Genomic DNA, 25,243 nt, shown 5'->3' with positions numbered 1-25,243 from the left:
AAGCCTCCGTACGCGCCGACTCCGCGTGGGCCGCCTCCGCAAGCCCGATCCCGCGCTGGAACGCCGCCATGAGGCCGGGGTCGTGACCGGCGACGTGCTCCGTGTCCTGGCGGGGTGCGGGCCCCTCGCGCAGTTGGGGGACGATGTGTTCCTGGGCGCGCCGCGTGGGCAGTTGGGGCTTGCCCATGGTGCCGCGGACCGCGCCACCTCGTGCCGTGGGCGGCAGACCCGCGTTCCCCGTCAGCGCGTGCCGGTCGTCGGGGCGGATGCCGGGCACGGCCTCCGCCGGGTTGGGCCGCTCCACGTGGCTACCACGCACGGGCAGCGGCGCCGGACCGCCGCGCCCCGTGGTCCCCGCGCCCCGCGGCGCCTGGTCCCGCTGCGGCTGCCGAGGCACGGGAGACCGCGCGCCGCCCCCGGGCGGGGCGGACACCGGAGCCGCCTGCACGGTCTGCGGTCTCGCCGGCGGGCGCCGGTCCGCGGCAGGCTCCTGGGGCTGCGCCCGCGCGAGTACTCCGGGGTCGCCCTGCGTCGTCCCCAACAGCGCCTGCGGCACGACGAGTACGGCTTGCATACCGCCGTAGATATTGGTCTGCAGCCGGACATGGATGCCGTGCCGCCGAGCGATCTGCGAGACCACGAACAACCCGATACGGCCGTCCTGGAGCAGGCTGGCGACATTGACCTGGTCGGGATCGGCGAGCAGGGCGTTCATCTTGTTCTGTTCGCCGAGCGGCATGCCGAGGCCCCGGTCCTCGACCTCGACGGCGAGTCCGGAGGTCACGAGGTTGACGCGCAGCAGCACTTGGGTGTGCGGGGCCGAGAACACCGTGGCGTTCTCGACGAGTTCGGCCAGCAGATGGATGACGTCGGCGACGGCGTGCCCGCGCAGGGTGCCGTCGATCGGAGGCACCAGCTTCACCCGTGAGTACTGCTCGACCTCGGCGATCGCGGACCGCAGCACCTCGGTCATGGAGACGGGGTTGCTCCACTGGCGGCGCGAGACGGCGCCGCCGAGCACGGCGAGGTTCTCCGCGTGCCGCCGGATGCGGGTGGCGAGATGGTCGATGTGGAAGAGGCCCTTGAGCAGATCCGGGTCCTCGATCTCGTTCTCGAGCTCGTCGAGGATCGAGATCTCGCGGTGCACGAGAGACTGAAGCCGCCGCGCCAGATTGACGAAGACCTCGACCTTCTGCTCGCTGCCCGCGTGGCTGGAGAGCTGCGCGGCCTGCACGACGGCGGTGACGGCGCCGTCGTGGGCGCGCGAGAGGTCGGCCGCGAGCAGCTCGAAGTCGTCGGCGTCGGCGGGGGGCTGGCGACGCGCTTTGCGCGCGGGCGGGCTCTCGCCGCGGCGCAGTCCTTCGACGAGGGCGCGCAGGTCGCCCTCGGTGCGGGCGCTGGTGCGGCGCAGGGCGCCTATCCGCTCGCGTACGGACGTGGCGGCACGGCCGGCGGCCACGGCGGCGATCACGATGCCCGCGAGCGCCACGCCCACGGCCCCCGCGAGCACGGCCCACAGGGTGACACTGGGCCGTGCGCCGGTCGAGCGGACGGTGAACAGTACGGCCGCGCACGCGCTGAGGGCCACCGCGGTCGGCGGCAGCACCGCGAGGCGCAGCAGCTGGGGCCGTAGGTGGGTCTCGGGCAGCGAGGGTGCGGTGTGGGCGACCGGCCGTCCGTGCCGTCCGCCCTCACGGCGGTCTGCGCGTGCGGCCGGTGCGCGAAGGTGAGACATCGGCGTCCTCGTACTGGTACGTCGGGGGTGGGGGGCCTCTGACGGGTCGGAGACGGGTCGGACGCCCCCTGGGGCTCCCGCAGGTCTGCGCGACTCGGTCGTGCGTCATCGCGGTGCCGGTCGAGAGAGCCGAAAAATTCGACCCCGCGTCGCCCGACGGCAACTGACAGTAGTCGGCAACGCATCATGTGCGGTGGGCAGTTGACAAACTCCCCCGGACAAGGTCCCGCTCTGGTATTAGGCCTCGTACGACAGACCGATAACACCCTCGGACACACGTTCCCGTCGCGGCGCGGATTCGATCAGAGCTGGTCAGAAGCGGTCGGGAACAAACGGCGAGGGCCGGGGAGCAGTGCGCACCCCGGCCCTCGCCGTCGATCGAAAAATCAGCCCGCGTGAGCGGAGAATCAGCCCGCGGGCACCGTTTCCGGCTCCCCGGTGCCCTCCGTGGCCCCTGCGGCGACGTCACCCGGTGTGCTGACCGTGCTCTTCTGGACAGCGGGCCAGCCGCCCTCCGGCGTGACGGCCACGGCGCGCCACCAGGGCTCGGACGGGACGGTCTCGGACGTCGGTTCGAAGGGCTCGCCGGGGCGGGGCAGCGCCACACGCGCACCGGCCGCCTCCGCGGCGGCGATCGACCCCTCGCCGGGCTCCGCCCACGGGTGGGTCGCCAGGTTGAACGTCGCCCAGTGGATCGGCAGCATGACGCCGCTGGGCCGCCCGCCCTGAAGGCCCAGGTGGGCGCGCATGCCCTCCTCGGGCGTCATGTGGATGTCCGGCCAGAACTCGCTGTACGCCCCGATCTGGATCATCGTGGCGTCGAACGGGCCGTGCTCGGCACCGATGTCCTTGAAGCCCTCGAAATAGCCGGTGTCGCCGCTGTGGTAGATCCGGTGCTCGTCGCCCGCCACCACCCAGGACGCCCAGAGCGTGTGCTGGGTGTTGCGCAGGCCGCGGCCGCAGAAGTGGCGGGCCGGGGTGGCCGTCAGGGTGATTCCCCCGACCTTCGTCGACTCGTTCCAGTCCAGCTCACGCAGCCGGTCCGCCGACACGCCCCAGTGCTCCAGGTGGGCGCCGACGCCGAGCGGCACCGCGAACAGCGTGTCCGAGTCGGCCAGGGCCTTGATCGTGGGCAGGTCGAGGTGGTCGTAGTGATCGTGCGAGATGACGACGACGTCGACCGGGCCGAGCGCGGCCAGTGGCAGCGGTACCGGATGCAGCCGCTTGGGTCCGGCGAAGTTGAACGGGGAACAGCGCTCTCCCCAGACCGGGTCGAAGAGCACCCGGTGTCCGTCGATCTCGGCGAGGACGCTGGAGTGCCCCATCCACGTGAGCCGCAGCCCGGTGGACGCGGGCCTGCCCAGGTCGGCGAGCGTCGTGGCATGCACCGGCACCGTGCCCTCCGGGGCGCGCAGGACACGCTCCTCCTTGCGGAAGAAGGTCTTCGCGACCTCGCGCATGGCACCGTCCGGCCGAGGGGTACCCTCCGGGTTCTTGAAGACACCGTCCGCGAAGTTCGGCGATCTGCGGATGCGCTCCAGGCGCTCACCCGCCGGATCCGCGCCGAAGGCGGCGGGCCGCAGCGCGCGGAGCCCGGAGCTCAGGGGACGGAAACCGGTCACAGTACCTCCAGGTGGAGTCAGTCAGGCTTTCATTATGGTCGCCGCCTCTGACAGCGCCGGGTCGGCCCTGTCACAGCACAATTTCCGTGACCCCATGGCCTGTATCTCCTCAACCCCACGGCGCCCGCTCTTCTTCCTGACCACGGGACGCGAGTTCCGGCGGCCCCGGGACGGACGTGCGTCCGCTCCACGGCGCCGGCTCGGCCCAGCCGCACCGGTTACTGACTGGCAGTTCAGTACGCGTACTGTGACCGTCCGGCCCCGTCCATCCGGCCGCCTTTGGAGACACCATGTACCGAGGCTCCGACACCCCCACGGCGGTGGGCCTCGCTGGTCGTCCAGCCCCTGACCGCCGTACCCCGAGGAGACCCCGTGACCGCCCCCCTGATGCTGCTCACCTGGACCGACCACGTCACCGGCCACCAGGGCTTCCTCGTGGTCGACCGGCTCGTACGAGGCGTCGCCAGTGGCGGACTGCGGATGCGGGCGGGCTGCACGCTGGACGAGGTCACGGGGCTCGCCCGGGGCATGACCATGAAAGAAGCCCTGCACTACAACCCCGAGGGCCGCTACATCCCGCTCGGCGGCGCCAAGGGCGGCATCGACTGCGATCCCCGGGACCCGGCGGCGTACGGCCTTCTGGTGCGCTACCTGCGTGCCATGCGCCCGTACATCGAGAGCTTCTGGACCACGGGCGAGGATCTCGGCCTCACCCAGGACCTGGTCGACCGGGCGGCCGAGGAGGCGGGGCTCGTCTCGTCCATCCAGGCCGTGTACCCGCTGCTCGACGACGAGGTGGCGGCCAGACGGCGGCTCGCGGACGCCTTCGCGGTCGAGGTGGACGGGATCGGGCTCGACGAACTGGTCGGCGGCTGCGGTGTCGCCGAGTCGGTGCTCGCGGCCCTGGATCGCGCCGGGGTGCCGTACGCGGGCACGCGCGTCGCCCTGCAGGGACTCGGCACCATGGGAGGAGCCACGGCTCGCTTCCTCACGCGCGCGGGGCTCACGGTAGTGGCCGTCGCCGACATCAAGGGCACGATCGCCAACCCTGCGGGCCTCGACGTCGACGCGCTGCTCGCGGCACGGGACGGGTACGGGACGGTCGACCGCTCGGCGCTGCGCCCGGCCGACCGTGAACTGCCGGGCGAGGCCTGGCTGTCCGCCGACGCGGAGGTGCTGGTGCCCGCGGCGGTCTCGTACGCGATCGACACCGTGAACCAGCGCCGGATCACCGCCCGCTGGGTCGTCGAGGCGGCCAACATGCCGGTTCTGGCGGAGGCGGAGGAACTGCTCGCGGCGCGCGGGGTCACCGTTCTGCCGGACGTCGTGGTCAACTCCGGGACGAACGCCTGGTGGTGGTGGACGCTGTTCGGCGACATCGGCGCGGACGCGGACGAGGCGTTCGCGTACACACGGCGCTCCATGCGCGCCCTCATCGACCAGACGTTGGCCCGCGCGGAGGCCGACGGGACCACACCGCGGGCCGCCGCGCACGCCATTGTCGCCGACCGGCTGCCGGCGATCGCGGAGCGGTTCGGCTGGTACGGATGACGGCGGGGACCACCGGCACGACCAGCGCGAACCATGGTGCCCCGGCTCCAACACCGCCTCTGGCGAGGGATTAGGGTTGACGCGTGGCGAGAGTGCGTTTGAACGTGGCGGAGCGGCGTGAGGAGTTGCTGCGCGCCGCCGTCGAACAGATCGAGGCGCGCGGTGTGGCGGCGGTACGGATCGCCGACGTGGCCTCGGCACTCGGAGTGAGCAACGCACTGGTGCTGTACCACTTCTCGACCAAGGAGAAGCTGGTCGCCGAGGCGTTCACGTTCGCGGCCGAGGACGATCTCGCCCATCTGCGCAAGCTGCTCGGCCGTCGTACGTCGGCGCTGCGACGGTTGCGGGCCGCGGTGCGCTGGTACGCGCCGACCGGGCAGGCCAAGGGATGGCGGCTGTGGATCGAGGGCTGGGCGGCCGCACTGCGCGAGCCCGCGCTGCGGGAGGTCACGTGCTACCTGGACAAGCAGTGGAAGGCCGCGATCATCGAGGTGATCGCGGAGGGAGTGGCCGCGGGCGAGTTCCGTTGCCCTGATCCCACCGGCACGGCCCTACGGCTCACGGCGCTGCTCGACGGGCTCGCCGTGCAGATGACGTCGTACGACGGTGCCGTGTCGCGGGCGCGGACCCACGAATGGGTGGACGAGGCGCTCGCGCGCGAACTGGGCCTTGAGCGGGAGGCGTTGACGGCGGCGGTGCGCTGAGGCGCGTACCTGAAGGGGTCTCCTCCGGAACGGCGAAACGTCGAGGGGTGGTTCGTGGTGCCGGGTCCCGGCACCACGAACCACCCCTCGCTCAGCCGCCGAGCCCGGCGCCGGACCTCGCTTCAGGCCACGGCGTCGATCCACGTCTTGATGTCGTCCGGCGAGAGCGTCCCCTTGGCCGCCACATGATCCCCGGAGGACTCGCCGCGCAGGCGACGCCCGATCCACGGGACCAGGTACTCACGCGCCCAGAGGATGTTGTCGCGCCTGGCCTCGAGAGTGCCGCGGGGCGGGAGGGGCGGCCACGGCTGGTCCGGGTCGGCCGGTACTTCGAGGCCGAGGACCTGGCCGGCCCGGAGCGCGACGCGGGTGTGGCCCTCGGGTGACAGGTGCAGGCGGTCGCCGTCCCAGGCGCGGCGGTCCTGAATCGTCTTCAGGGACCACAGGTCGAGGACGTGGCAGCCGTACCGGTCGGCGATGGCCCGGATGTGCCCGTTGTACGTGGCGATCTTGCCGCGCATGTGTTTCAGCACGGGCACGCCACGGGTGTCGAAGCCGGTCGTCACCATGACGGTGCCGACATGGGAGGTGAGGTCGGCGACCGCGCGCTCGAAACGCTCCGCGACCTCGTCGGGGTCGACGCCTGGCCGGATGATGTCGTTGCCGCCCGCACAGAAGGAGACCAGGTCGGGCGCGAGCTCCTTCGCCCGCGAGAGCTGGTCCTCGACGATCTGGTCGAGCAGTTTGCCGCGCACGGCGAGATTGGTGTAGTTGAAGTCGCCCTCGGGCTGCCGGTCCGCGAGAAGTACCGCGAACCGGTCGGCCCAGCCGACAAAGGCCCCGTCGGGCCCGGGGTCGCCGACGCCCTCGGTGAAGCTGTCCCCCACCGCCACGTACGACCCGATCACTGATCTGTTGACACTCTTCGAATCGTCTGCCACAACGACCCATGATTCACCTTCGGGTGTGAGCTACGCGACCGTAGGAAGGGGTTGACGGGTGGTGAGATAAGCCACTCATAAAGTCTGGGTCAAGCTCGGAATAAGGGCCTTTCAGGGGTGGTTGAACAGCCGCCACACCTGGAGTTGCCCGTTGTTCCACCACTGGACCGTGGAACCGTCCGACAGGGCCCCGATCGTGAATCCAAAGGAACGCGGCGCGTCGACCACGACACACCGAAGGCCGGACCCCGGGGATCGTGGGGTCCGGCCTTCGGAGATGAGGGAGAGGCGTCAGCCGACGGTGACACCGTGCGAGCGCAGGTACGCGACCGGGTCCACGTCCGAGCCGTAGTCCGGCGTGGTGCGGATCTCGAAGTGCAGGTGCGGTCCGGTGACATTGCCGGTAGCGCCGGAGAGGCCGATCTGCTGCCCCTCGGTCACGGTCTGGCCCGCCGAGACGGAGAGGGAGGACATGTGGGCGTACTGCGAGTACTGGCCGTCGGCGTGCTGGATGACGACCTGATTGCCGTACGCGCCGCCCCAGCCCGCCGAGACGACGGTGCCCGCGGCGATGGACTTGATGGTGGTGCCGGTCGGGACCACGAAGTCCACGCCGGTGTGGTAGCCACTGGACCACATGCTGCCCGCGGTCTTGTAGGCGGTGCCGACGGTGGCGCCCTCGACCGGCATGGTGTAGCCGGAGCTGCTGGCGGTGTCGGTGGCCGGGGCCGTGGTCTCGGCGGTCGTCTTGGTGGACGACTCGGAGGACTTGGACGACTCGGCGGACGACTGCGACTTGGCGGACGACTCAGCAGAGGAGCTCGACGCGGCCTTCTTGCCGATCGTCAGCTTCAGGCCGGGGTGGATCAGAGCCGGGTCCTCGCCGACGGCCTTGCGGTTGTCCGAGTACAGCTTCTTCCAGCCGCCGCTGACACTCTGGTCGGTGGCGATCTTCGAAAGAGAGTCGCCCGCCTTTACCGCGTAGGTCTTCGTCGCGGTCTTCTTGGCGGCGGCCGGAGCAGAAGCGGCGGCCTTTTCCAAAGCCGTCGCGGCCTTTTCCTGAGTGGAGGAAACCGTGGCCGTCGGAGTAGCCGCATGGGCGCCGGTGGCTCCCATCAGCGGCAGCGCGAGCGCGGCGCCACCCGTTCCGGCAACGGCGATCGAGCGCGTGAAACGCTGGGACTTGGGACGGCGGTGCTTACCCTTCGCGGGCATGACGAATTCCTCTCCGGCGCCTGCGAGGTGAGCTGTCGGGTGCGGGCTGGAGATGCCCGGCCGCGTGGCTGCGCGGCTATACCCCTAGCCCGTTCCGGAGACCGGAACAGGCGTCGTACCTGTGGGTCCCCCGCTCCTGCCACATACGGGTGAGTGCGGATTCCGGGCGGCGGCAGGATTGGGCGTCCGTCCGGATTGAGGGCGAACGTAAGCGAAATGAGAGCGCGTCGACAACCATGTGCGCTTTCTGTGGACGTCACCCTCTTGATCCTTGCCGGAATTCCCGTCACCCTCTGTGGACAGATGACCTTTCCGCCCTCTCAAATAGCCCGGGAATTCGGGCGGGTTGACAAAAAGGGGTCGCAACACATCGTCACGAATATGACGCTGCTCACGCACGTCGGCCCACGGCACCTTATTCCAGGGCCAGTTGGAATGAAGCAGCTAATTCGGACAGAACAGTCACATGCGACGCAGGCGGATAACCGTCGCATCGAGATCCCCGCGCAGCCCCGTCCGCACCCCGTGATGCAGCAGCACCGCACCCCGGTGCACTTCGCCCGTTTCGCAGCACTCGTACGCTTGTGTCGGGTCGAGTCCGCGCAGTCGGAGCGGCGCGACCGGCTCACCGTGGCGCTGGGCCTGGAGCCAGGCGAGGACGACGGTCTCGTCGCCATGGACGTACTGCACCGCACTCAGCCCGCCCTCCGGGGGCCGCAGCCGATAGAGGTCGCCGCGCTGCACGACGGGCCGGATCTCCTTGTACAGCTCCACCCAGTCCCGCGCCTCGGCAAGCTCCTGCTCACTCCACTCGCTCAGGTCGCCGCCGACGCCGAGCACCCCCGCCATCGCGCTCACGAACCGGAAGCGCAGCGAGCTGACCCGCCCGTTGAGCTGCGTGTTCGGGCTGTCCGTGACCCAGGCGGCCATGATCCGGGCCGGGTGGATCTGACTGAAGCCGTCCTGGATCGCGAGCCGGTCGAGCGGGTCGGTGTTGTCGGAGGTCCACACCTGGTCCGTACGGGCCAGGACACCCAGGTCGATACGGCCGCCACCGCCCGAGCAGGACTCGAACGCGACACCGGGGTGCGCGGCCCGCAGCCGGTCGAGAAGGCCGTACAGGGCCTCCACGTGCGCCACCCACAGCTTCTGCGGAAAGCGCTCGCCCGGCCAACCCGCGTCCGTGAAACAACGATTGAAGTCCCACTTCACATAGTCGATGGGAGCACTGGATAGCAGTCCGTGGAGCTGCTCCCACAGGTACTCCTGGACGTCCTGGCGCGCGAGATTCAGTACGAGCTGATTGCGGTACTCCGTCCTGGTTCGCCCCTGCTGGAACTGCACCCATTCGGGGTGCGCGCGGTACAGCTCGCTGTCCGGATTGACCATTTCCGGCTCGACCCAGATGCCGAACCGCATGCCCAGCGCGTGTACGTCCTCGGCCAGCGGCTTCAGACCGGCCGGGAAGCGGTCCGGATTGGGCGTCCAGTCACCGAGCCCCGCGCGGTCGCTGGTGCGCGCCCCGAACCAGCCGTCGTCGACCACGAACAGCTCGACGCCCATGGCCGCGGCCCGCCGCGCGAGCTTGCGCTGCTGATCCTCCGAGATACCGAAGCCGGTGGCCTCCCAGGAGTTGTAGAGCACGGGCCGGTCCTGCTCCGCGTCCGGGATGACATACGTACGCTGGTACGCGTGCCAGGCGCGGCTCGCCCCGCCGAAGCCGCCGTCGCTCCAGAGCCCCGCGAAGACCGGCGTCGTGAACGACTCCCCCGGCTCCAGGCGCAGCAGCCCCGAGTCGTCGTACCCGGCGCCGCCGGTGATCTGCACGCGCGCGTCCGGGAGTTGGGCCACGGAGATCCGCCAGGAACCCGACCAGCCGAGCGCGCACCCGTACACCTCGCCGCTCTCCTCGGTCGCCTCGCTGTCGAGCGCGACCCACGGCAGGTGCTGGTGCCCGGTGTGCCCGCGCCGACTGCCGATGACCTTCTCGCCGTAGGTGAGGTGCGATCGCACGAGCCGGGACTCGGCCGCCCACCGCCCGTGCAGCTGGGACAACCGCCAGCCGTCACGCTCGGGCAGTGTCCAGGTCGCGGAGTCGGCGCGCAGCAGCTCCAGTGCGGGCCCCGCGTTGACGAGGCTCACCCGGCGCTCGACCACATCGCCGCGCATCCGGTAGTGGAGGGTGATGCCGAGCCCGGAGTCGGAGAAGCGCAGCCGCAGCTCGTCCCCGTCCGTCTCGTACTCCTCGAAGCGCCACTCGGTCCCGCGCCGCTCGTCCGTCCGTACCGACAGGGCGGGGCGTGCGAAGCGGGGGCCGCCCTCGACGGGGTACTCCTCGCGGCCGTCGAGCGGGGACTCGAACGGCCAGTACTGGGGTGCGGGCAGGGCGGCGAGCGCCTCGGCGTCGGTGAGCGTGATGCGCGGGCCCCAGTGGAGATGCAGTAGCTCGTCGAGTTCGGTGAGCCGCAGTGCGTAACTGCTCGTCGGTCCCGAGAGAAGCCAGGTACGACCGTCCGCGCCGATCTCCGCCATCAGTCCCCCACAGATACGAACAGGTGCGATCAGGTACCAACATCATCACGCGCTCCAGGCCCTGGAAGCAACGCCTCCGCACCTGGGAAGACGGCGCCTGTGGACAACTCATTGCCCCAGGTACCCATGTCGTATCGTCGATAGCGCAACGTCCGTCGGCGGGCGACGCCGAGCAGCGCCGACGGTTTATTGGGAGGAGTCCCCGTGACGCAGCAGATCCCGTCGACCGAGCCCGAACTGGCCGCAGTGCGCAACTTCCGCGATGTGGGCGGCCTGCCCACCGTGGACGGCCGACGGGTGCGGTACGGGGTGCTGTTCCGCAGCGGCCACCTCGCGCACGCCACCGAGCAGGACGCCGAGTTCCTCTCCTCCCTCGGCCTGCACACGATCTTCGACTTCCGCAATGCCTCGGACCAGAAGCTGGAGGGACCGGACGTCGAGCTGCCCGGCGTGCGGAACGTGAACCTTCCGCTGACCGACCCGGCCGACGGCTCCGAGTTCTGGAAGATGGTCCGCGACGGCGATCTCGACCAGCTGCGCGCCCTCCTCGCGAACGGCAAGGGGGCGAACCGGATGATCAACTCCTACCGCGCCATCGTGAAGCAGCGCACCGCGGAGCACTCCCAGGTGCTGCACTCCCTGGCCGAGGACAGCGTGCCCGCCCTGATGCACTGCGCCGCGGGCAAGGACCGGGCCGGCCTCTCCATAGCCATCACGCTCCTCGCCGTCGGCGTCGAGCGTGAGGCCATCGTGGCCGACTACCTGGAATCGAACGCGGCGCACCGTCGCTACAAGGTCCACCGCAGCAGCACCTCCGACTCCGCGTACTCCCCGGAGGTCATGGAGCTGCTCAGCCCGCTCTTCGACGCGCGTGCCGAATACCTGGCGGCGGCCTTCGAGACGATCGAGGAGACCTGGGGCGGAGTCGACGCCTACCTGGAGCAGGGGCTGGGGATCACCCCGGAGCTGCGGGACCGGCTGCGCGAACGGCTCCTCGACTGACGTACGTCTCCTGGTCCCGACCGACGTGTGCCTACTGGTTCTGCGCGCCCAGGGTGAACAGCAGGTAGACGAAGGCCGCGAAGAGGTGGCCGACGGCCACGTAGATGATCAGCCGCACCCACAGGGCGCGGGGCAGCTTGTCGTCCATGTCGCGGCGAGGGCCGGATTCCGTCGGTTCGGTCATGGCGTCTCTCCCAGGGTGGGGTGCCCCGTCGCCGGCCCGAGGCACAGCGCGGCGGTCGGGCTCTGCAGCAGGGTGTGTACGAAGAGGAGCTCGGCGCCGTCCCGGTCGGCGGCGGCGATGCGGTGCGGGGTGAGCGAGTCGAAGTGCGCGCTGTCCCCCGGCGCGAGCACGTGTGCGGTGTCACCGAGGCGCAGTCGCAGCCGCCCGCGCAGGACATGGAGCCACTCCTCGCCGGGGTGGACCCGCACGATGTCGCCCTGCGAGCCGTACGGGACGTGCACCCGCAGGGCCTGCATCCCGCGCCCGGAGGCGCCGGCCTGCCAGTAGGTCCAGCCGCCCGCCGCGGTCGGCTCCATGTCTGAGGCACGCACCACGGCGTCACGCTCGGCGACCGTCTCGCCGAGCAGATCCGAGACGGTCGTACCGTAGATACGAGCGAGTGCGAGCAGCATCGGCAGTGAGGGCTGGCGCTGCCCGGTCTCCAGGCGTGAGAGGTGGGCGGGCGAGAGCCCGGCGGAGCCGGCCGCTGCCTCCAGGGTCAGTGAGGCACGGCGGCGCAGCGCACGCAGTTGCGGTGCGACGACGTGGATCTCGTCGGCGGCCCCGGGCTGGGAAGGGTCTCTGCCCTCGGCAGTGCTCATGCCTTCCATTGAGCCCGAGGGTTACCTCTGGGGCAAATTTCTTACCCCAGAGGCAAAAACGCCTCGACGCGCTGGGCTCGGCCGGACTCTCAGCGGTTCGCCACCGCCTGCTTCACCAGCGTCTTCCCGAAGTCCCACATCAGTCCGCCCCCGCCGTGCGCGTCGTCCATCACGGCCGTGAAGGCCTCCACGAAGCGGTCCACGTCCCGCTCGTCGATGACCAGCGGCGGGATCAGTTTGATCACCTCCAGGTGATCGCCGGAGACCTGGGTGAGGATGCGGTGCCGTTGCAGCAGCGGTACGACCACCATCTGCGCGAACAAACCCTTGCGCGCGGCCTGCAGCATTGTCCAGCGGCTGCGCAGCTTCAGCGACTTGGGCCGTCCGAACTCGATGCCGATCATCAGTCCCCGGCCGCGGACGTCGCTCAGCAGCTCGTACTTGTCCACGAGCGCCGCGAGCCGGGACTTCAACTGCTCACCCGTGGCCCGGGCGTTGGCCACGATCTGCTCGTTCTCCATGACCGAGAGCACCGCGAGCCCCGCCGCCATGGCCTGCGCGTTCGACCCGAAGCTCGCCGAGTGCACGAGGACCCGGTCGATGGACGAGTAGACCTTCTTGAAGATCCAGTCCTTGCCCAGCGTCGCACCGACCGGCACATAGCCGCCGGACAGCGCCTTGGCCACGCACACCAGGTCCGGTTCCACACCCTCCTCGTGCTGATAGGCGTAGAAGTCCCCGGTCCTTCCAAGACCCGTCTGCACCTCGTCGACGATGAGCAGCGCCTTGTGCTTGTGCAGCAACTCCTGGGCGGCGCGCAGATATCCGGGCGGTGTCTCGTGCACCCCCTTGCCCTGGATGGGTTCGACGATGAGGGCGGCGACGTCACCCTTCTTCAACTCCCCTGCCAGGGCGTCGAGATCACCGAGCGGGACGGCCGTGTCGGGGAGCAGCGGCACGAAGCCGTCCCGGAAACCGTCCTCACCGTTCACGGACAGCGACCCGGTGGTCAGCCCGTGGAAGGCGTGCGAGCAGTACAGGATCCGCGGCTTCCCGGTCGCGTACCGGGCGAATTTCAGCGCGGTCTCGACGGCCTCCGTACCGCTGTTGCCGAAGAACACCCGGTCCAAGTGCGGGCTGTGGACGAGCAGCCGTTCCGCGAGGAGTCCGGGCAGCGGCTGGCAGTCGAAGCGGGTGAGGTCGGCGAGCTCGGCGTCGAGGACGTCGTGCAACGCCTGGCGGACCACGGGGTGATGGCGGCCCAGGCCCATCACCCCGAACCCGGCGAGCATGTCCAGGTAGTCCTCGCCGTCCGCGTCCCAGAAGTGCGCGCCCTCGGCCCGCTCGTACACCTTGTCGAAGCCGATGGTGTGCAGCATGCGCGGGAGCTGGTGGTTCAGGTACTTGGTGTGCAGCTCGTAGCGCTCGGCCCCGCGTTCGGCGAGCAGCGCGCCGAGGTCGAACTCCTGCTTCCCGGAAGGCTCGGTCATTCCTGTTTCTCCTTGGACAGCTCGTCCTTGACTGCCAGACCGGCGCTGATCCGCCCGGCGATCTCCACAGGCGTGAGACCTATGTCGGCCAGCACCTCACCACGTTTGGCGTGCGCGAGGAACTGCTCGGGAATGCCGAACCGCCGTACGGGAACGTCGACTTCGGCGTCCCCCAGTGCCAGCGCGACCGCCGAGCCGACCCCGGCCGCCCGGCTGTTGTCCTCGACGACGGCCACCATGCGGTGCTCGGCGGCGAGCCCGGGCAGCGAGGGATCGACCGGCTTGACCCAGCGGGGGTCGACGACGGTGCACCCGATGCCGCGGGCTTCGAGCAGCTCGGCGGCCTGGAGGCAGACCGGTGCCATGACGCCGATGGCCACCAGGAGCACCGACGGCCGGTCCCCCCTGTGCAGGACGTCCATGCCGCCCACATGGTCGACCGCCGGAATCTCCGGTCCCACCGACTCCTTCGGGAACCGGATCAGCGTCGGCGCGTCGTCGACGGCGACCGCTTCCCGCAGTTGCGCCCGCAGCTGGTCGGCGTCGCGCGGCGCGGCGATCCTGAGGCCCGGCACGACCTGGAGGATCGACATGTCCCACATGCCGTTGTGCGAGGCCCCGTCGACACCCGTGACTCCGGCCCTGTCCAGCACGAAGGTGACGCCGCACCGGTGCAGTGCCACGTCCATCAGGAGCTGGTCGAAGGCCCGGTTGAGGAAGGTCGCGTAGACGGCGACGACGGGATGCAGTCCGCCCGTGGCAAGGCCCGCCGCGGACACCGTGGCGTGCTGCTCGGCGATGCCGACGTCCCACACCCGGTCGGGGAACTTCTCGGCGAACTTGGCGAGCCCCACCGGATGCAGCATGGCCGCCGTGATCGCCACGACGTCCTCGCGCTCCGCACCGATCCTGACGATCTCGTCGCCGAACACCGAGGTCCAGGAAGGCCCGTTGGAGGGCGCGAGGGGCTCGCAGGTGAGCGGGTCCATCACGCCGACGGTGTGGAAGTGGTCCTCCTCGTGCGCGAGGGCGGGCTCATATCCGCGCCCCTTCTCCGTCAGGCAGTGGATCAGAACGGGCCCGTGGAAGCGTTTCGCCCGGCGCAGCGCGGACTCCACCGCCCCGACGTCGTGCCCGTCGATCGGCCCGACGTATTTGAGGCCGAGATCCTCGAACATGCCCTGCGGCGCGAAGGCGTCCTTGAACCCCTTCTTCGCCCCGTGCAGCGACTCGTAGACGGTGTTCCCGATGACCGGCGTGCGCAGGAGTACGTCCTTGCCCCAGGCGAGGATCTGCTCGTAACTGTCCGTCGTCCGCAGGGTCGCCAGGTGGTTGGCGAGACCGCCGATGGTCGGCGAGTAAGAGCGCTCGTTGTCGTTGACGACGATGATCAGCGGCCGGTCCTTGGCGGCGGCGATGTTGTTCAGCGCCTCCCACGCCATGCCGCCGGTCAGCGCGCCGTCGCCGATGACCGCGACGACGTGCCCCTTCTCGCCCTGCACCTGGCGGGCCTTGGCGAGGCCGTCCGCCCAGCCGAGCGCCGTGGAGGCGTGGCTGTTCTCGATGATGTCGTGCTCGGACTCCTCACGCGACGGGTAGCCGGAGAGGCCGCCCTTGCCGCGCAGTTTGGAGAAGTCCTGACGTCCTGTCAGCAGCTTGTGCACGTAGCTCTGATGGCCGGTGTCCCACAGGATGCGGTCGACGGGCGACTCGAAGGCCCGGTGGAGCGCGATGGAGAGTTCCACCACCCCCAGATTGGGCCCGAGGTGACCGCCGGTCCTCGCGACCGCGTGCACCAGGAACTCCCGGATCTCATCGGCCAGTTCACCGACCTCCGCCTCGGACAGCGCCTTCAGGTCGCGTGGTCCCCGGATGCTCTCCAGAATCGTCACGCTCGGGCCCCCTCTCGGTCCGTGCTGATCAACTCACGGTGACGGCCGGTTCGCCGGACGCGACGCCGTCGTTCTCCATCTGCTCGGCGATCTTCATCGCCTCTTCGATGAGGGTCTCCACGATCTTCGACTCGGGCACGGTCTTGATGACCTCGCCCTTGACGAAGATCTGTCCCTTGCCGTTGCCGGAGGCGACCCCCAGGTCCGCCTCCCGCGCCTCTCCGGGACCGTTGACGACGCAGCCCATGACCGCGACGCGCAACGGGACCTCCATCCCCTCCAGGCCGGCCGTGACCTCGTCGGCCAGCTTGTACACATCGACCTGGGCGCGCCCGCAGGACGGGCACGAGACGATCTCCAGGCGCCGTTCCCGCAGCCCCAGCGACTCCAGGATCTGCATGCCGACCTTGCACTCCTCGGCAGGCGGCGCGCTCAGCGAGACCCGGATGGTGTCCCCGATGCCCTCGCTGAGCAACGCCCCGAAGGCGACGGCCGACTTGATGGTCCCCTGGAACGCCGGTCCTGCCTCCGTCACACCGAGGTGCAGCGGGTAGTCGCACTGGGCCGCCAGCTGCCGGTAGGCGTTGACCATGACCACGGGGTCGTTGTGCTTCACCGAGATCTTGATGTCCCGGAACCCGTGCTCCTCGAAGAGCGACGCCTCCCACAATGCCGACTCGACGAGCGCCTCGGGCGTCGCCTTCCCGTACTTCTTCAGCAGCCGCTGGTCGAGCGACCCGGCGTTGACACCGATCCGGATGGGAGTGCCGGCGTCCAGGGCCGCCCGCGCGATCTCCCGCACCTTGTCGTCGAACTGCTTGATGTTGCCCGGGTTCACCCGCACCGCCGCACACCCCGCGTCGATGGCCGCGAACACGTACTTCGGCTGGAAGTGGATGTCCGCGATCACCGGGATCTGCGACTTCTTGGCGATGGTCGCGAGGGCGTCCGCGTCGTCCTGCGTAGGGCAGGCGACGCGGACGATCTGGCAGCCGGACGCGGTGAGTTCCGCGATCTGCTGCAAGGTGGCACCGATGTCCGACGTACGCGTCGTCGTCATCGACTGCACGGAGACAGGCGCTCCGCCCCCGACCGCCACCGGTCCGACCTGGATCTGCCGCGAGAGGCGGCGCTCCGCGATCGGTCGGACCGGCACCTCGGGGAGGCCCAAGGAAACGGCGGTCATGACGTCACCCGCGGCTTTCCGTGAAGGTCTCACGGGAGGCGCGGAGGGACTCCTTGAGGGAGCCCAGGGTGGCGAGGACGGCGGTCGGCTCGTAGCCGCAGTGCGCCATGCAGTTGGCGCACCGGTCGTCCTTGCCGCGGCCGTAGGAGTCCCAGTCGGTCTCCTCCAGGAGCTGCTTGTACGTCTGCACGTACCCGTCGCTCATCAGATAGCAGGGCTTCTGCCAGCCGAAGAGCGAGTAGCTCGGGATCGCCCAGGCCGTGCACGGGAAGTCGACCTTGCCCTCCAGGAAGTCCAGGAAGAGCGGGCTGTGGTTGAGCCGCCAGCGGCGCCGGTTACCGCCCGCGAAGGCCTTCTTGAACAGCTCCCGGGTCTGCTGGACGCCGAGGAAGTGCTCCTGGTCGGGAGCCTTCTCGTAGGCGTAGGCGGGCGAGAGCATCATCTCGTCGACCTTCAGGTCGTCGTTGAGGTAGTTGAGGACCTCGATGATGGTCTGCGGGGTGTCGGTGTTGAAGAAGGTCGAGTTGGTGGTGACCCGGAAGCCACGGCGCTTGGCCTCCTTGATGGCCTCGACCGCCTCGTCGAAGACGCCTTCCTTGGCGACGGACGCGTCGTGCCGCTCACGCAGCCCGTCGATGTGCACGGCCCACGCGAAGTACGGCGAGGGCTTGAACTTGTCCATCTTCTTGCGCAGCAGCATCGCGTTGGTGCACAGGAAGACGAACTTCTTCTTGGCCACCAACTGCCGCACGATCTCGTCGATCTGAGGGTGCATCAGCGGCTCACCGCCGGCGATGGACACCATCGGAGCACCGGATTCGAGCACCGCGCCCACGGCCTGGGCCACGGGCATCCGCTGCTTCAACACCCCCGCGGGGTGCTGGATCTTCCCGCAGCCCTCGCATGCGAGGTTGCACGCGAAGAGGGGTTCCAGCTCGACGATCAGCGCGAACTTGTCCCGCTTCCTGAGCTTCTGTTCAAACAGGTATGCAGCGACCTTCATGGACTGCCGAAGCGGCATGGCCATCTGGCTCACCTCCGAGGGAGCAGCAAAGAACGGTGCCATTCAAAAAAAGCGGGGAGGACGGCACGGAGAACACGGAAAGCCGATATTCCACCGCGTACCGTCCCGATACGGACGAGTTCATGTTCTGGAGCGTCCACGACCACTCGTACGGCCGCAACCGGGCGCGCGCCCGTGCGCACGGCGCTGTGGAGCGTGGACGCCGATTCCATGTCGACCGCGATCGCGCCGGTCGCGAGCAGTCCTGACCGCTCGTGACCGCGGACGACGTGATCGGAGCCGGTGAGCGGCCCCGTGTGGACGGTGCGCCCGGGCACGGCACGCACCAGTTCCTTGACCAGTAGCTCGGTGCCCACGCACGGCGTGGTGCCGCGCGGGTCCCGGGTCTCTTCCGCGACGACCAGGTCCCCGGGGTGCATGCCCGGGGCGAGCCCCGCGCAGAACCCCGTGGCCAGGACCGCCGCCTCGCGCAGCGCCGGGTCCGCGAGGATCCGGGTCACCGAACGCTCGGCTGCCTTGGGGCCCATGCCCGTACGCAGCACGGTGACGGGCCCGTCGGCCCCGCTGCGGTCGCCGCTGCGCAGGGCGAGGTGCTCGATGCCGAGCGCGCAGGCGATCAGCAGCGGTGCCGGTTCGGGCTTCCTGTCCATCAGCCCCCCTTTACCTCGACGAGCGGCTCGCCGTGGATGTACCGGCCGAGCGCGGTGAGCGGGAAGACCTGGCGGTAGAGGTGGTAGTTGATCGAGAAGTCCCACGGGAACCCGGTGCCGGTGAAGTACGGCTCGTCCCAGGAGCCGTCCGCCAGCTGGGTCTCCGCGAGCCAGGCGGCTCCGCGCTCGGTGGCCTTGGAGTCCCGCTCCCCCGCCGCGAGCAGTGCGAGCAGCGCCCACCCGGTCTGGGAGGCCGTCGAGGCGCCACGGCCGCTCCACTCGGCGACCTCGTGGTAGGAGCGCAGGTCCTCGCCCCAGCCGCCGTCCTCGTTCTGCACGGTCTCCAGCCAGGCCACGGCCCGGCGGATCGCCGGATGTGAACCGGGCAGTCCGGCGGCGACCAGTGCGGGCACCACCGACCCTGTTCCGTATACGTAGTTGACTCCCCAGCGCCCGAACCAGGAGCCGTTCGCCTCCTGTTCTGCGAGCAGCCACTCGATGCCCCGGCGGGTGCGCGGGTCGTGCGAGAACCCCTCGAAGGCGAGCATCTCCACGACGTGCGCGGTGACGTCGGCGGACGGCGGGTCGATGACCTCGCCGAAGTCGCAGAACGGCAGCCGGTTGGGGAAGGAGCTGGTGTTGTCGACGTCGAAGGCGCCCCAGGCACCGTTCTTCGACTGCATGCCGAGGTTCCAGCGCACTCCACGCCCGATGGCGTTCTCCAGGCGCTCCGGGTCGTGGTGCTTGACCCGGCGCAGCGCGAGGACGACTTCGGCGGTGTCGTCGATGTCGGGGTAGTTGTCGTTGTGGAACTCGAACGCCCAGCCCCCGGGCTGGAGTCGGGGCCGCTTCACCGACCAGTCACCGGGCCGGACGATCTCCTCACCGAGCATCCAGTCGGCCGCCTTCACGAGCTGCGGATGGTCGGCGGGGACACCAGCGTCGGCGAGCGCGATGGTGGCCAGGCAGGTGTCCCACACCGGCGACTGGCAGGCCTCGATCATCCGGGCCCCGTCCTCGCGCCAGATGGCGAAACGGTCCAGCGACTCCAACCCGGCACGCATCACCGGGTGTTCGAGGTCGTAGCCGAGCAGATGAAGTGCGATGACCGAGTACACGGCGGGCGGCTGGATGCCTCCCCAGCAGCCGTCGTTCTCCTGCCGCTCGATGATCCAGCGCCCCGCGGTGTTCATCGCGGCCCTGCGCAGGCGGCGCGGCGCCACCTTGCGGTACTGGTGCAGAGCCTTGTCGAGTCGTTCGAAGACGCCGTCCCAACTCGCCACCGGGGCAAGGGGCTTGACCGGGTTGGGGTTGCGGGCGTCGGTGTGCAGTTCGTCGAGCGGGAACGGCGCGGGCCGCACCGGACGCTTCGCCGAGACGATGGTGAGCGGCACGATCGTCTGCCGCGCCCAGCACCCGAAGTCGTAGATGTTGAGCGGCATCCACTTCGGGAAGTAGATGAGCTCCGGCGGGAGTTCGGGCAGGTCGTCCCACTTCCACCAGCCGAACAGGGCGAGCCAGATCCGGGTGAAAACGCGGGCCGAGGCGATGCCGCCCCGCTCGCGGATCCACGCGGACGCCTTCGCCATGTGCGGCTCGTCCGGGCTGTCCCCGGCCAGGCGCAGGGCGACGTACGCCTCGATGGTGGTGGAGAGTTCACCGGGTCCGCCGTAGAACGTGGCCCAGGTGCCGTCCTCGCGCTGCTCACCGCGGATGAAGAGTCCGGCGGCGCGTGTGGTCGTCTCGTCGCGGATACCCAGGAACTGACGGAGAAGCAGGTCCTCGGCGTCCATCGTGACGTTCGTCTCGAGGTCGCCCTTCCACCAGCCCTGGGCGTCCTGCCGCGAGAGCAGGAATTCGGTGGCGCGCTCTATCGCGCGCGTGGCGGCGTCTCGGGTCTCGACTGTCCCGGCCGCCCCGGGAGTTGTCGCTTCTGCGGTTTCGCGGGCCGAGGCAGTGCGGGGCGGCAGGGCCCCGGTACTTCCGTCGGTCGTCGCTGTCATGGCTTCCCCTTCGTGCAGTGGCATGTCTCTGCTGTGGGTCCGCCGTCGGCCGGTGCGCGTTTCCCGCGGCACCGGCCGGCGACTACGCGAGGATTATTCGACCGATACTGATCATCTCTTCCGTACGACGACGAAGTCGGCGAGCTCCACGAACTGGGCCCGCACCTGTTCCGGCATATGGATCGCGTCGAGGGCTTCCACGGCGATCGTGTGCTGGCGACGCGCCTCCTGGGCGGTCCAGTCGCGGCCGCCCGCCTCCTCGATGAGCGCGGCGCGCGCGGCGAACTCCTCCTCGGAGAAGTTCTCGAAGTCATTGGCCTTGGCGTCGGCGGCGAGCAGTTCGCCGACGCGCTCGGAGGCCGGCCCGCCCGCGGCGAGCGCCGCCACCACCGGCAGGGACTTCTTGCGCTGGCGCAGGTCGCTCCAGGTCTGCTTTCCGGTGGCCTCCGGGTCGCCCCAGATGCCGAGGAGGTCGTCGACGGCCTGGAAGGCGAGGCCGAGGTGGTAGCCGTACTTCTCAAGAGTGTCGGCGGTGTGGTCGTCGGCGCCGCCGAGCACAGCGCCGATGGAGCAGGCGCAGGCGAGCAGGGCGCCCGTCTTGTTGCCCTCCATCTCCAGGCACTCCTCGACGGTGACCCGCTCGCGGTGCTCGTAGGAGATGTCCTGGGCCTGGCCGTCGATGAGGGCGCGGGTGGCGGTGGTCAGGCGCCGGGTGGCGCGGCCCGCCTCGACGGTGCCCAGTTCCAGCAGGAGTTCGTTGGCCAGTGCGAACAGGGCGTCGCCGACCAGGATCGCCTGGGCGGGGCCGTGCACCTTCCAGACGGTATCGCGGTGGCGGCGCTGCTCGTCGCCGTCCATCAGGTCGTCGTGCAGCAGCGAGAAGTTGTGGACCAGTTCGACGGCGACCGCTCCGGGCACGCCCACCTCGGGGGCGGCACCGGCGGCCTGCGCCGACAGAACGGCGAGCGCGGGGCGTACGGCCTTGCCGCCGTCACCGTCCGCGGGGTTCCCCTCGGCGTCGATCCAGCCGAAATGGTAGGCGGCGACAGTGTCCATGGGGGGCGCCAGGCGGTCGACGGCCGCCCGCAGCACCGGTGTGGCCAGGGTCCGGCCGCGCTCCAGGAGCGCGGTCACGTCCACCGCGTCGGCAGCCGCTTCGGCCGGGGGCACAGTGGGCACAGTCTCTCCTCTTTTTGCGGTACCGGGGGTGCGGGGGTCCGCCACGCGCTGATCGAGCATCAGGCCGCCTCCTCGACTTCGAAGAGGTGATCGCGAGGCCGGCCCAGGGCGCCCAGCGCGGCTCCCGCCGCACTGACACCACTGCGGACCGCACTCTCCATGGTCGCGGGCCACCCTGTGGCGGTCCACGCTCCGGCCAGATACAGACCGGGAGCCTTGGTGCGGGCGCCGGGCCGCAGCCGCCCGACGCCTGGGGTGGGGGCGAACGTCGCCGTACGCTCCCGGGTCACGAAGAAATCCTTAACTTCCGCACCGCGCGTGCCGGGCAACAGCCGCTCCAGCTCCGGCAGATAGCGCTCGCGCAGTACGGACACGGGCTCGTCGATCTCGTCCTGCGCGGCCGACTGCGAGAGGGCCAGGTACTGCCCCTCCCGGAGCCCGGAGGCCTCGGTGCGGTCGAAGACCCACTGCACCGGGGAGCCGAGCGCCGCGAAGAACGGCCGCGTGAGCACCGTGCGGTCGTAGACGACATGGACGTTGAGGATCGGCGCCGTGCCGATCTCAAGGAGCCGCTCGGGGGCGTCGAGCGCCCCTTCGGGCAGCAGATCGTGGGCCTCGCGATGCGGTACGGCGAGGACGACCGTGTCGGCGTCGAGCGTCTCGCCGGGAACCTGAACGCTCCAGCGCCCGTTCTCGTTCTGGGAGATGGAGGTGACGCGTGTACGGACTTCGGTACGGACGCCCGCGGAGTCGAGCGCCTTGCGAGCCAGAGTGTCGTGCAGTTCGCCCAGTGGGACGCGCGCCCAGCCGATGTCGGCCGCGCCCGGGTCGGACAGCAGACCGGTCTTGAACACCATCGCGGCGAGCCCGAGCGACGAGTCGCCGGCCACCGCGTTGAGGGTGGCGACCCCCACCAGGTCCCACAGTGCCTCGACGGCACGCTCGGACTGACCGTGCGCGGCCAGCCAGCTGCCGAAGTTCTGCGCGTCGAGCGCCGGATCGGCGAGGTCGAGCCCCTTGAGCGCCAAGGCGGCACGCCCGACTTTGGCGCGCTCGGCGAGCGAGAGATGCGGATAGGTCGCGAGGCTTTTCGCCAGATGCAGCGGCACGGGCAACGCGGTGCGGCCGATTCTGCCGAGCCGCCGCCCGGGTTTCGCCTCGGCGTCGAGAACGGGCACGTCGAGACGATCCTGCAATGGCGCGAGCGAGGCTCCGTCGACGCGGTCGAGGAACCACCGGTAGGCGGTGCAGCAGCGCAGATACACGTGCTGTCCGTTGTCCACGGTGAGATCGCCGCGCTGGAAGGAGAAGGCGAGCCCGCCGAGCCTCGGCCGGCCTTCGAGGAGTGTCACACGCACCCCGGCGTCGGCGAGCGCCAGCGCGGCGGTGATGCCCGCGAGCCCTCCGCCGACCACCACGGCGGCTGCCGTGTCCGGGCGGCCCGTGGTGTCCACGGGCAGCGTGACCTCGCTCATCGTCCAACCTCCCCCTCGGCCGTGCCGCGGTGTTCGAGCGGTGTGCGGCAGGCCATTGCAGTCAGGGACGCCCCGCGGCTCCGGAGGGTTGCGTGCCACTTTTCGCCGTTGGAATCACCTTGGCCCAAATTGTCCATCAGGTTCGCCTCCTGACGGTCCGCCGGGACACGTACCGGGCGTCCAGGCCGGAGAGACCGCGCACGGCGACGTACGCCTTCTCACGCCCGGGCAGCGAGACACGGCCGCGCAGCACGGCCTCCGGTTCGCGCTCGATGCGGTCGAGGAGGCGGCGGTAGATGCCGGCCATCGCCGCGACGCACGCGCCGCTGCGCCGGTCCAGCATGGGCAGCAGCCGGTAGCCCTCGGCGAAAAGAGCGCGGGCCCGACGCACTTCGAAGTGCACGAGGCCCGCGAAGTCGGAGCCGGGCGGTGGTGTCGACCCGTTGAACCCGGCCGAGCAGCCGAACTTGGCGAGGTCGTCGGCGGGCAGATAGGTACGCCCGCCCTCGGCGTCCTCGCGGACGTCCCGCAGGATGTTGGTGAGTTGGAGCGCGAGCCCGAGTGTGTCGGCATACTCCGGCGCACGCTCGGCTCCGCGCGCCCCGGGTTCCGTACCGAAGACACCGAGCGAGATCCGCCCGATCGCTCCGGCCACACACCGGCAGTACACCTTCAGGTCGTCCCATGTCTCGTACGTCTCTCCGCGTACGTCCATGAGGACGCCGTCGATGAGTTCGTCGAGGCCGCCGAGGGGTACCGGGAAGTACTCGGCGGTGTGGCTGAGGGCGACCGCGACCGGGTCGGTGTCGTCCTCCTCCACGGCGCCCTCGCGGACCCGGGCGAGCAGTGCCCGGGTGTCCTCCAGACGGGACGCCTTCACGTCCGGTGCGAGCGTGCCGTCGCCGATGTCGTCGACACGCCGTGAGAACGCGTAGAGCGCCGACATGGCGCGGCGTTTGGGCGTAGGCAGAAGTCTGATGCCGTACGCGAAATTACGGGCCTGCTGACTGGTTACTGCTTCGCAGTAGCTGTAAGCGGCGAGTACCGGTGCGGGCACGTGTTGTTCAGACTCCACGGTCCGGATCACCCCTTTCCTCGCAGAGTCACTCCCACCTCGCGCAGCAGCTGGAGCTTGCCGTGCTTGGGCGGGCCTGGAAGTACGTCGTATTCGGCGGCGGCAATCGCACGGATTGCCGCCCTTCCTCCCGCAACGAACCCCGCGAGCAGCAGCTTCAGCCTGCCGTGGACGCTACCCACGAGGGGGGTGCCTTCATTCAGGAGGTTCCGGGCGCGTTCTGCTTCGTATGCAACCAGTGCGCGCACCGATGCGCCTGCCGTGGCCGGGGCCAGATCCGCCTCTTGGACATGAAAGCGCTTCATGTCCTCGGCGGGCAGATAGATACGGTCGCGGCCGAGATCCTCGGCCACGTCCTGGAGGTGTTCGACGATCTGCAGTGCCGTGCACACCGCGTCCGAGAGGCGGACGCGCTCGGGGGTCTCGGTGCCCGTGACGGCCAGCACGAGGCGTCCGACGGGATTGGCGGACAGCTCGCAGTAGGCGAGCAGGTCGTCATAGGTCTCGTACCGCTTGACCAGCTGGTCCTGGCGGTTGGCCCCGATCAGGCCCAGAAAGGGCTGGGGCGTGAGGCCGGCCCGGCGGACCGTGGGCTGGAGGCGGCGCAGCAGGGGGTGGCGCGGGGTCGAGTCGAACACCCGGTGGAGGTCGGTCTCGAAGGCGTCGAGGAGGACGACGCGGTCCTCGGCCTCCGTGGGCGACACGCCGAGGAGGCGGGCGTCCGCACCCCCGGGGGCCAGGTCTCCGTCACCGATGTCGTCGACGAGACGGGCGAAGCCGTACACGGCCATCAGATCGTCACGCCAGGCCTTGGGCAGAAAGAAGGGCGCCACCGGGAAGTTCTCGTCCGCGGCCTTGTCGAGGGTGCCGCGCTCCGGGTCGTCCGTACGCGCCGTCCCGGCTTCGGTCACCGCTCGCCGCCCGGCGCGGGGACGGCACACGCATCGCGGAGCTGGAGAGTTTCCGTAGCCATTGCCGTCACATCTCCCGTTCTACACTGCTGACCCAATAGTGCCTATTTCGGACACGCCGCCCGGACGTCCGCGCGGCGCTGCCGTGCCGGGTGCGCGCATTATCGCCCTACTTGCCGCGAATCAGCACCGGTACAGCTTACGTTGTACAACGCGGCACACTCCGTCGGG

Annotated in this window: 20 protein-coding genes, 1 pseudogene and 1 riboswitch; of the genes and pseudogenes, 3 read left to right on the top strand and 18 right to left on the bottom strand. The window is 69.9% G+C overall.

The features are described 5' to 3' along the window. Positions 1–13: 13 nt before the first annotated feature. Together OG219_RS40840 and OG219_RS40835 are read right to left on the bottom strand one after the other, a co-directional pair. Positions 14–1,735 (bottom strand): annotated as a pseudogene (locus OG219_RS40840) (ATP-binding protein); the annotation flags it as partial. A 407-nt stretch (positions 1,736–2,142) separates the two neighbouring features. Further along, the gene (locus OG219_RS40835; protein ID WP_266835422.1) at positions 2,143–3,357 is read right to left on the bottom strand and encodes an MBL fold metallo-hydrolase; all 1,215 of its coding nucleotides are present in this window, start codon (positions 3,355–3,357) and stop codon (positions 2,143–2,145) included. 372 nt (positions 3,358–3,729) lie between these two features. On the opposite strand from OG219_RS40835, the gene OG219_RS40830 reads away from it, so the two are divergent. Continuing rightward, on the top strand, positions 3,730–4,908 hold the full coding sequence (locus OG219_RS40830; RefSeq protein ID WP_266835420.1) for a Glu/Leu/Phe/Val dehydrogenase dimerization domain-containing protein: 1,179 nt from the start codon (positions 3,730–3,732) through the stop codon (positions 4,906–4,908). Between the two features lie 83 nt (positions 4,909–4,991). Beyond that, the gene (locus OG219_RS40825; protein ID WP_323183329.1) at positions 4,992–5,612 is read left to right on the top strand and encodes a TetR/AcrR family transcriptional regulator; all 621 of its coding nucleotides are present in this window, start codon (positions 4,992–4,994) and stop codon (positions 5,610–5,612) included. Between the two features lie 122 nt (positions 5,613–5,734). On the opposite strand, the gene OG219_RS40820 is transcribed toward OG219_RS40825, so the two are convergent. From OG219_RS40820 to OG219_RS40810, 3 genes are all read right to left on the bottom strand, one after another. Then, positions 5,735–6,520: an SGNH/GDSL hydrolase family protein gene (locus tag OG219_RS40820; RefSeq protein ID WP_266836404.1), complete on the bottom strand. Its 786-nt coding sequence runs from the start codon at positions 6,518–6,520 to the stop codon at positions 5,735–5,737. A gap of 324 nt (positions 6,521–6,844) precedes the next feature. Continuing rightward, positions 6,845–7,768, bottom strand: coding sequence for a LysM peptidoglycan-binding domain-containing M23 family metallopeptidase (locus OG219_RS40815; RefSeq protein WP_266835418.1), 924 nt, complete (start codon positions 7,766–7,768; stop codon positions 6,845–6,847). Between the two features lie 4 nt (positions 7,769–7,772). Then, a riboswitch (cyclic di-AMP (ydaO/yuaA leader) is annotated at positions 7,773–7,930 on the bottom strand. Between the two features lie 300 nt (positions 7,931–8,230). Beyond that, a complete protein-coding gene (locus tag OG219_RS40810; RefSeq protein WP_266835416.1) occupies positions 8,231–10,300 on the bottom strand; it encodes an alpha-galactosidase in 2,070 nt (689 codons plus the stop codon). A gap of 204 nt (positions 10,301–10,504) precedes the next feature. Here OG219_RS40810 and OG219_RS40805 point away from each other — a divergent pair, with 204 nt between their 5' ends. Then, entirely contained in the window at positions 10,505–11,302 is a 798-nt protein-coding gene (locus OG219_RS40805) for a tyrosine-protein phosphatase (RefSeq protein WP_266835414.1), read from the top strand. A gap of 31 nt (positions 11,303–11,333) precedes the next feature. Here OG219_RS40805 and OG219_RS40800 read toward each other — a convergent pair whose 3' ends face one another. The 13 genes from OG219_RS40800 to hpnC form a co-directional block, all read right to left on the bottom strand. Continuing rightward, positions 11,334–11,486, bottom strand: coding sequence for a DUF6126 family protein (locus OG219_RS40800; RefSeq protein ID WP_266835412.1), 153 nt, complete (start codon positions 11,484–11,486; stop codon positions 11,334–11,336). After that, positions 11,483–12,127, bottom strand: coding sequence for a helix-turn-helix domain-containing protein (locus OG219_RS40795; protein WP_266835410.1), 645 nt, complete (start codon positions 12,125–12,127; stop codon positions 11,483–11,485). Before OG219_RS40795 ends, OG219_RS40800 begins: the two co-directional genes overlap by 4 nt. An 89-nt stretch (positions 12,128–12,216) precedes the next feature. Then, positions 12,217–13,617, bottom strand: coding sequence for an aspartate aminotransferase family protein (locus OG219_RS40790; RefSeq protein WP_266835408.1), 1,401 nt, complete (start codon positions 13,615–13,617; stop codon positions 12,217–12,219). Beyond that, positions 13,614–15,509 (bottom strand): 1-deoxy-D-xylulose-5-phosphate synthase, encoded by a 1,896-nt coding sequence (gene dxs, locus OG219_RS40785; RefSeq protein ID WP_266835406.1) that lies wholly within the window; start codon positions 15,507–15,509, stop codon positions 13,614–13,616. Before dxs ends, OG219_RS40790 begins: the two co-directional genes overlap by 4 nt. A 28-nt stretch (positions 15,510–15,537) precedes the next feature. After that, on the bottom strand, positions 15,538–16,695 hold the full coding sequence (gene ispG, locus OG219_RS40780) for a flavodoxin-dependent (E)-4-hydroxy-3-methylbut-2-enyl-diphosphate synthase (RefSeq protein ID WP_266835404.1): 1,158 nt from the start codon (positions 16,693–16,695) through the stop codon (positions 15,538–15,540). 4 nt (positions 16,696–16,699) lie between these two features. Next, entirely contained in the window at positions 16,700–17,722 is a 1,023-nt protein-coding gene (gene hpnH, locus OG219_RS40775) for an adenosyl-hopene transferase HpnH (protein WP_266835402.1), read from the bottom strand. Between the two features lie 5 nt (positions 17,723–17,727). Then, entirely contained in the window at positions 17,728–18,369 is a 642-nt protein-coding gene (locus tag OG219_RS40770; protein ID WP_266835400.1) for a 1-hydroxy-2-methyl-2-butenyl 4-diphosphate reductase, read from the bottom strand. Beyond that, positions 18,369–20,372: a squalene--hopene cyclase gene (shc, locus tag OG219_RS40765; protein ID WP_266835398.1), complete on the bottom strand. Its 2,004-nt coding sequence runs from the start codon at positions 20,370–20,372 to the stop codon at positions 18,369–18,371. The genes OG219_RS40770 and shc overlap by 1 nt, the downstream gene beginning before the upstream one ends. Positions 20,373–20,483: 111 nt before the next feature. Continuing rightward, positions 20,484–21,611 carry a polyprenyl synthetase family protein gene (locus OG219_RS40760; protein ID WP_266835396.1) on the bottom strand — a complete coding sequence of 376 codons (1,128 nt, stop codon included), beginning with the start codon at positions 21,609–21,611 and terminating at the stop codon, positions 20,484–20,486. Beyond that, on the bottom strand, positions 21,611–23,026 hold the full coding sequence (hpnE, locus tag OG219_RS40755; RefSeq protein WP_266835394.1) for a hydroxysqualene dehydroxylase HpnE: 1,416 nt from the start codon (positions 23,024–23,026) through the stop codon (positions 21,611–21,613). The genes OG219_RS40760 and hpnE overlap by 1 nt, the downstream gene beginning before the upstream one ends. Then, positions 23,023–23,163, bottom strand: coding sequence for a DUF6380 family protein (locus OG219_RS48305; protein ID WP_353962411.1), 141 nt, complete (start codon positions 23,161–23,163; stop codon positions 23,023–23,025). Before OG219_RS48305 ends, hpnE begins: the two co-directional genes overlap by 4 nt. Continuing rightward, on the bottom strand, positions 23,163–24,113 hold the full coding sequence (hpnD, locus tag OG219_RS40750) for a presqualene diphosphate synthase HpnD (protein ID WP_266835392.1): 951 nt from the start codon (positions 24,111–24,113) through the stop codon (positions 23,163–23,165). The genes OG219_RS48305 and hpnD overlap by 1 nt, the downstream gene beginning before the upstream one ends. Then, complete coding sequence (gene hpnC, locus OG219_RS40745; protein ID WP_266835390.1) at positions 24,110–25,012, bottom strand: squalene synthase HpnC; 903 nt, start codon at positions 25,010–25,012, stop codon at positions 24,110–24,112. The genes hpnD and hpnC overlap by 4 nt, the downstream gene beginning before the upstream one ends. Positions 25,013–25,243 lie beyond the last annotated feature (231 nt).

The organism is Streptomyces sp. NBC_00038, assembly GCF_026343635.1.
Taxonomy (GTDB): domain Bacteria; phylum Actinomycetota; class Actinomycetes; order Streptomycetales; family Streptomycetaceae; genus Streptomyces.
This window is presented reverse-complemented; position numbering and strand designations above follow the sequence as displayed.

Excerpts from the sequence above, each read along its gene's own strand:
- ispG (WP_266835404.1), bottom strand. The coding sequence starts at position 16,695 with ATGACCGCCGTTTCCTTGGGCCTCCCCGAGGTGCCGGTCCGACCGATC.
- OG219_RS48305 (WP_353962411.1), bottom strand. The coding sequence starts at position 23,163 with ATGGACAATTTGGGCCAAGGTGATTCCAACGGCGAAAAGTGGCACGCA.
- hpnH (WP_266835402.1), bottom strand. The coding sequence starts at position 17,722 with ATGGCCATGCCGCTTCGGCAGTCCATGAAGGTCGCTGCATACCTGTTT.
- OG219_RS40795 (WP_266835410.1), bottom strand. The coding sequence starts at position 12,127 with ATGAGCACTGCCGAGGGCAGAGACCCTTCCCAGCCCGGGGCCGCCGAC.
- OG219_RS40760 (WP_266835396.1), bottom strand. The coding sequence starts at position 21,611 with ATGCTCGATCAGCGCGTGGCGGACCCCCGCACCCCCGGTACCGCAAAA.
- OG219_RS40800 (WP_266835412.1), bottom strand. The coding sequence starts at position 11,486 with ATGACCGAACCGACGGAATCCGGCCCTCGCCGCGACATGGACGACAAG.
- OG219_RS40790 (WP_266835408.1), bottom strand. The coding sequence starts at position 13,617 with ATGACCGAGCCTTCCGGGAAGCAGGAGTTCGACCTCGGCGCGCTGCTC.
- OG219_RS40810 (WP_266835416.1), bottom strand. The coding sequence starts at position 10,300 with ATGGCGGAGATCGGCGCGGACGGTCGTACCTGGCTTCTCTCGGGACCG.
- OG219_RS40770 (WP_266835400.1), bottom strand. The coding sequence starts at position 18,369 with ATGGACAGGAAGCCCGAACCGGCACCGCTGCTGATCGCCTGCGCGCTC.
- shc (WP_266835398.1), bottom strand. The coding sequence starts at position 20,372 with ATGACAGCGACGACCGACGGAAGTACCGGGGCCCTGCCGCCCCGCACT.
- hpnE (WP_266835394.1), bottom strand. The coding sequence starts at position 23,026 with ATGAGCGAGGTCACGCTGCCCGTGGACACCACGGGCCGCCCGGACACG.
- OG219_RS40815 (WP_266835418.1), bottom strand. The coding sequence starts at position 7,768 with ATGCCCGCGAAGGGTAAGCACCGCCGTCCCAAGTCCCAGCGTTTCACG.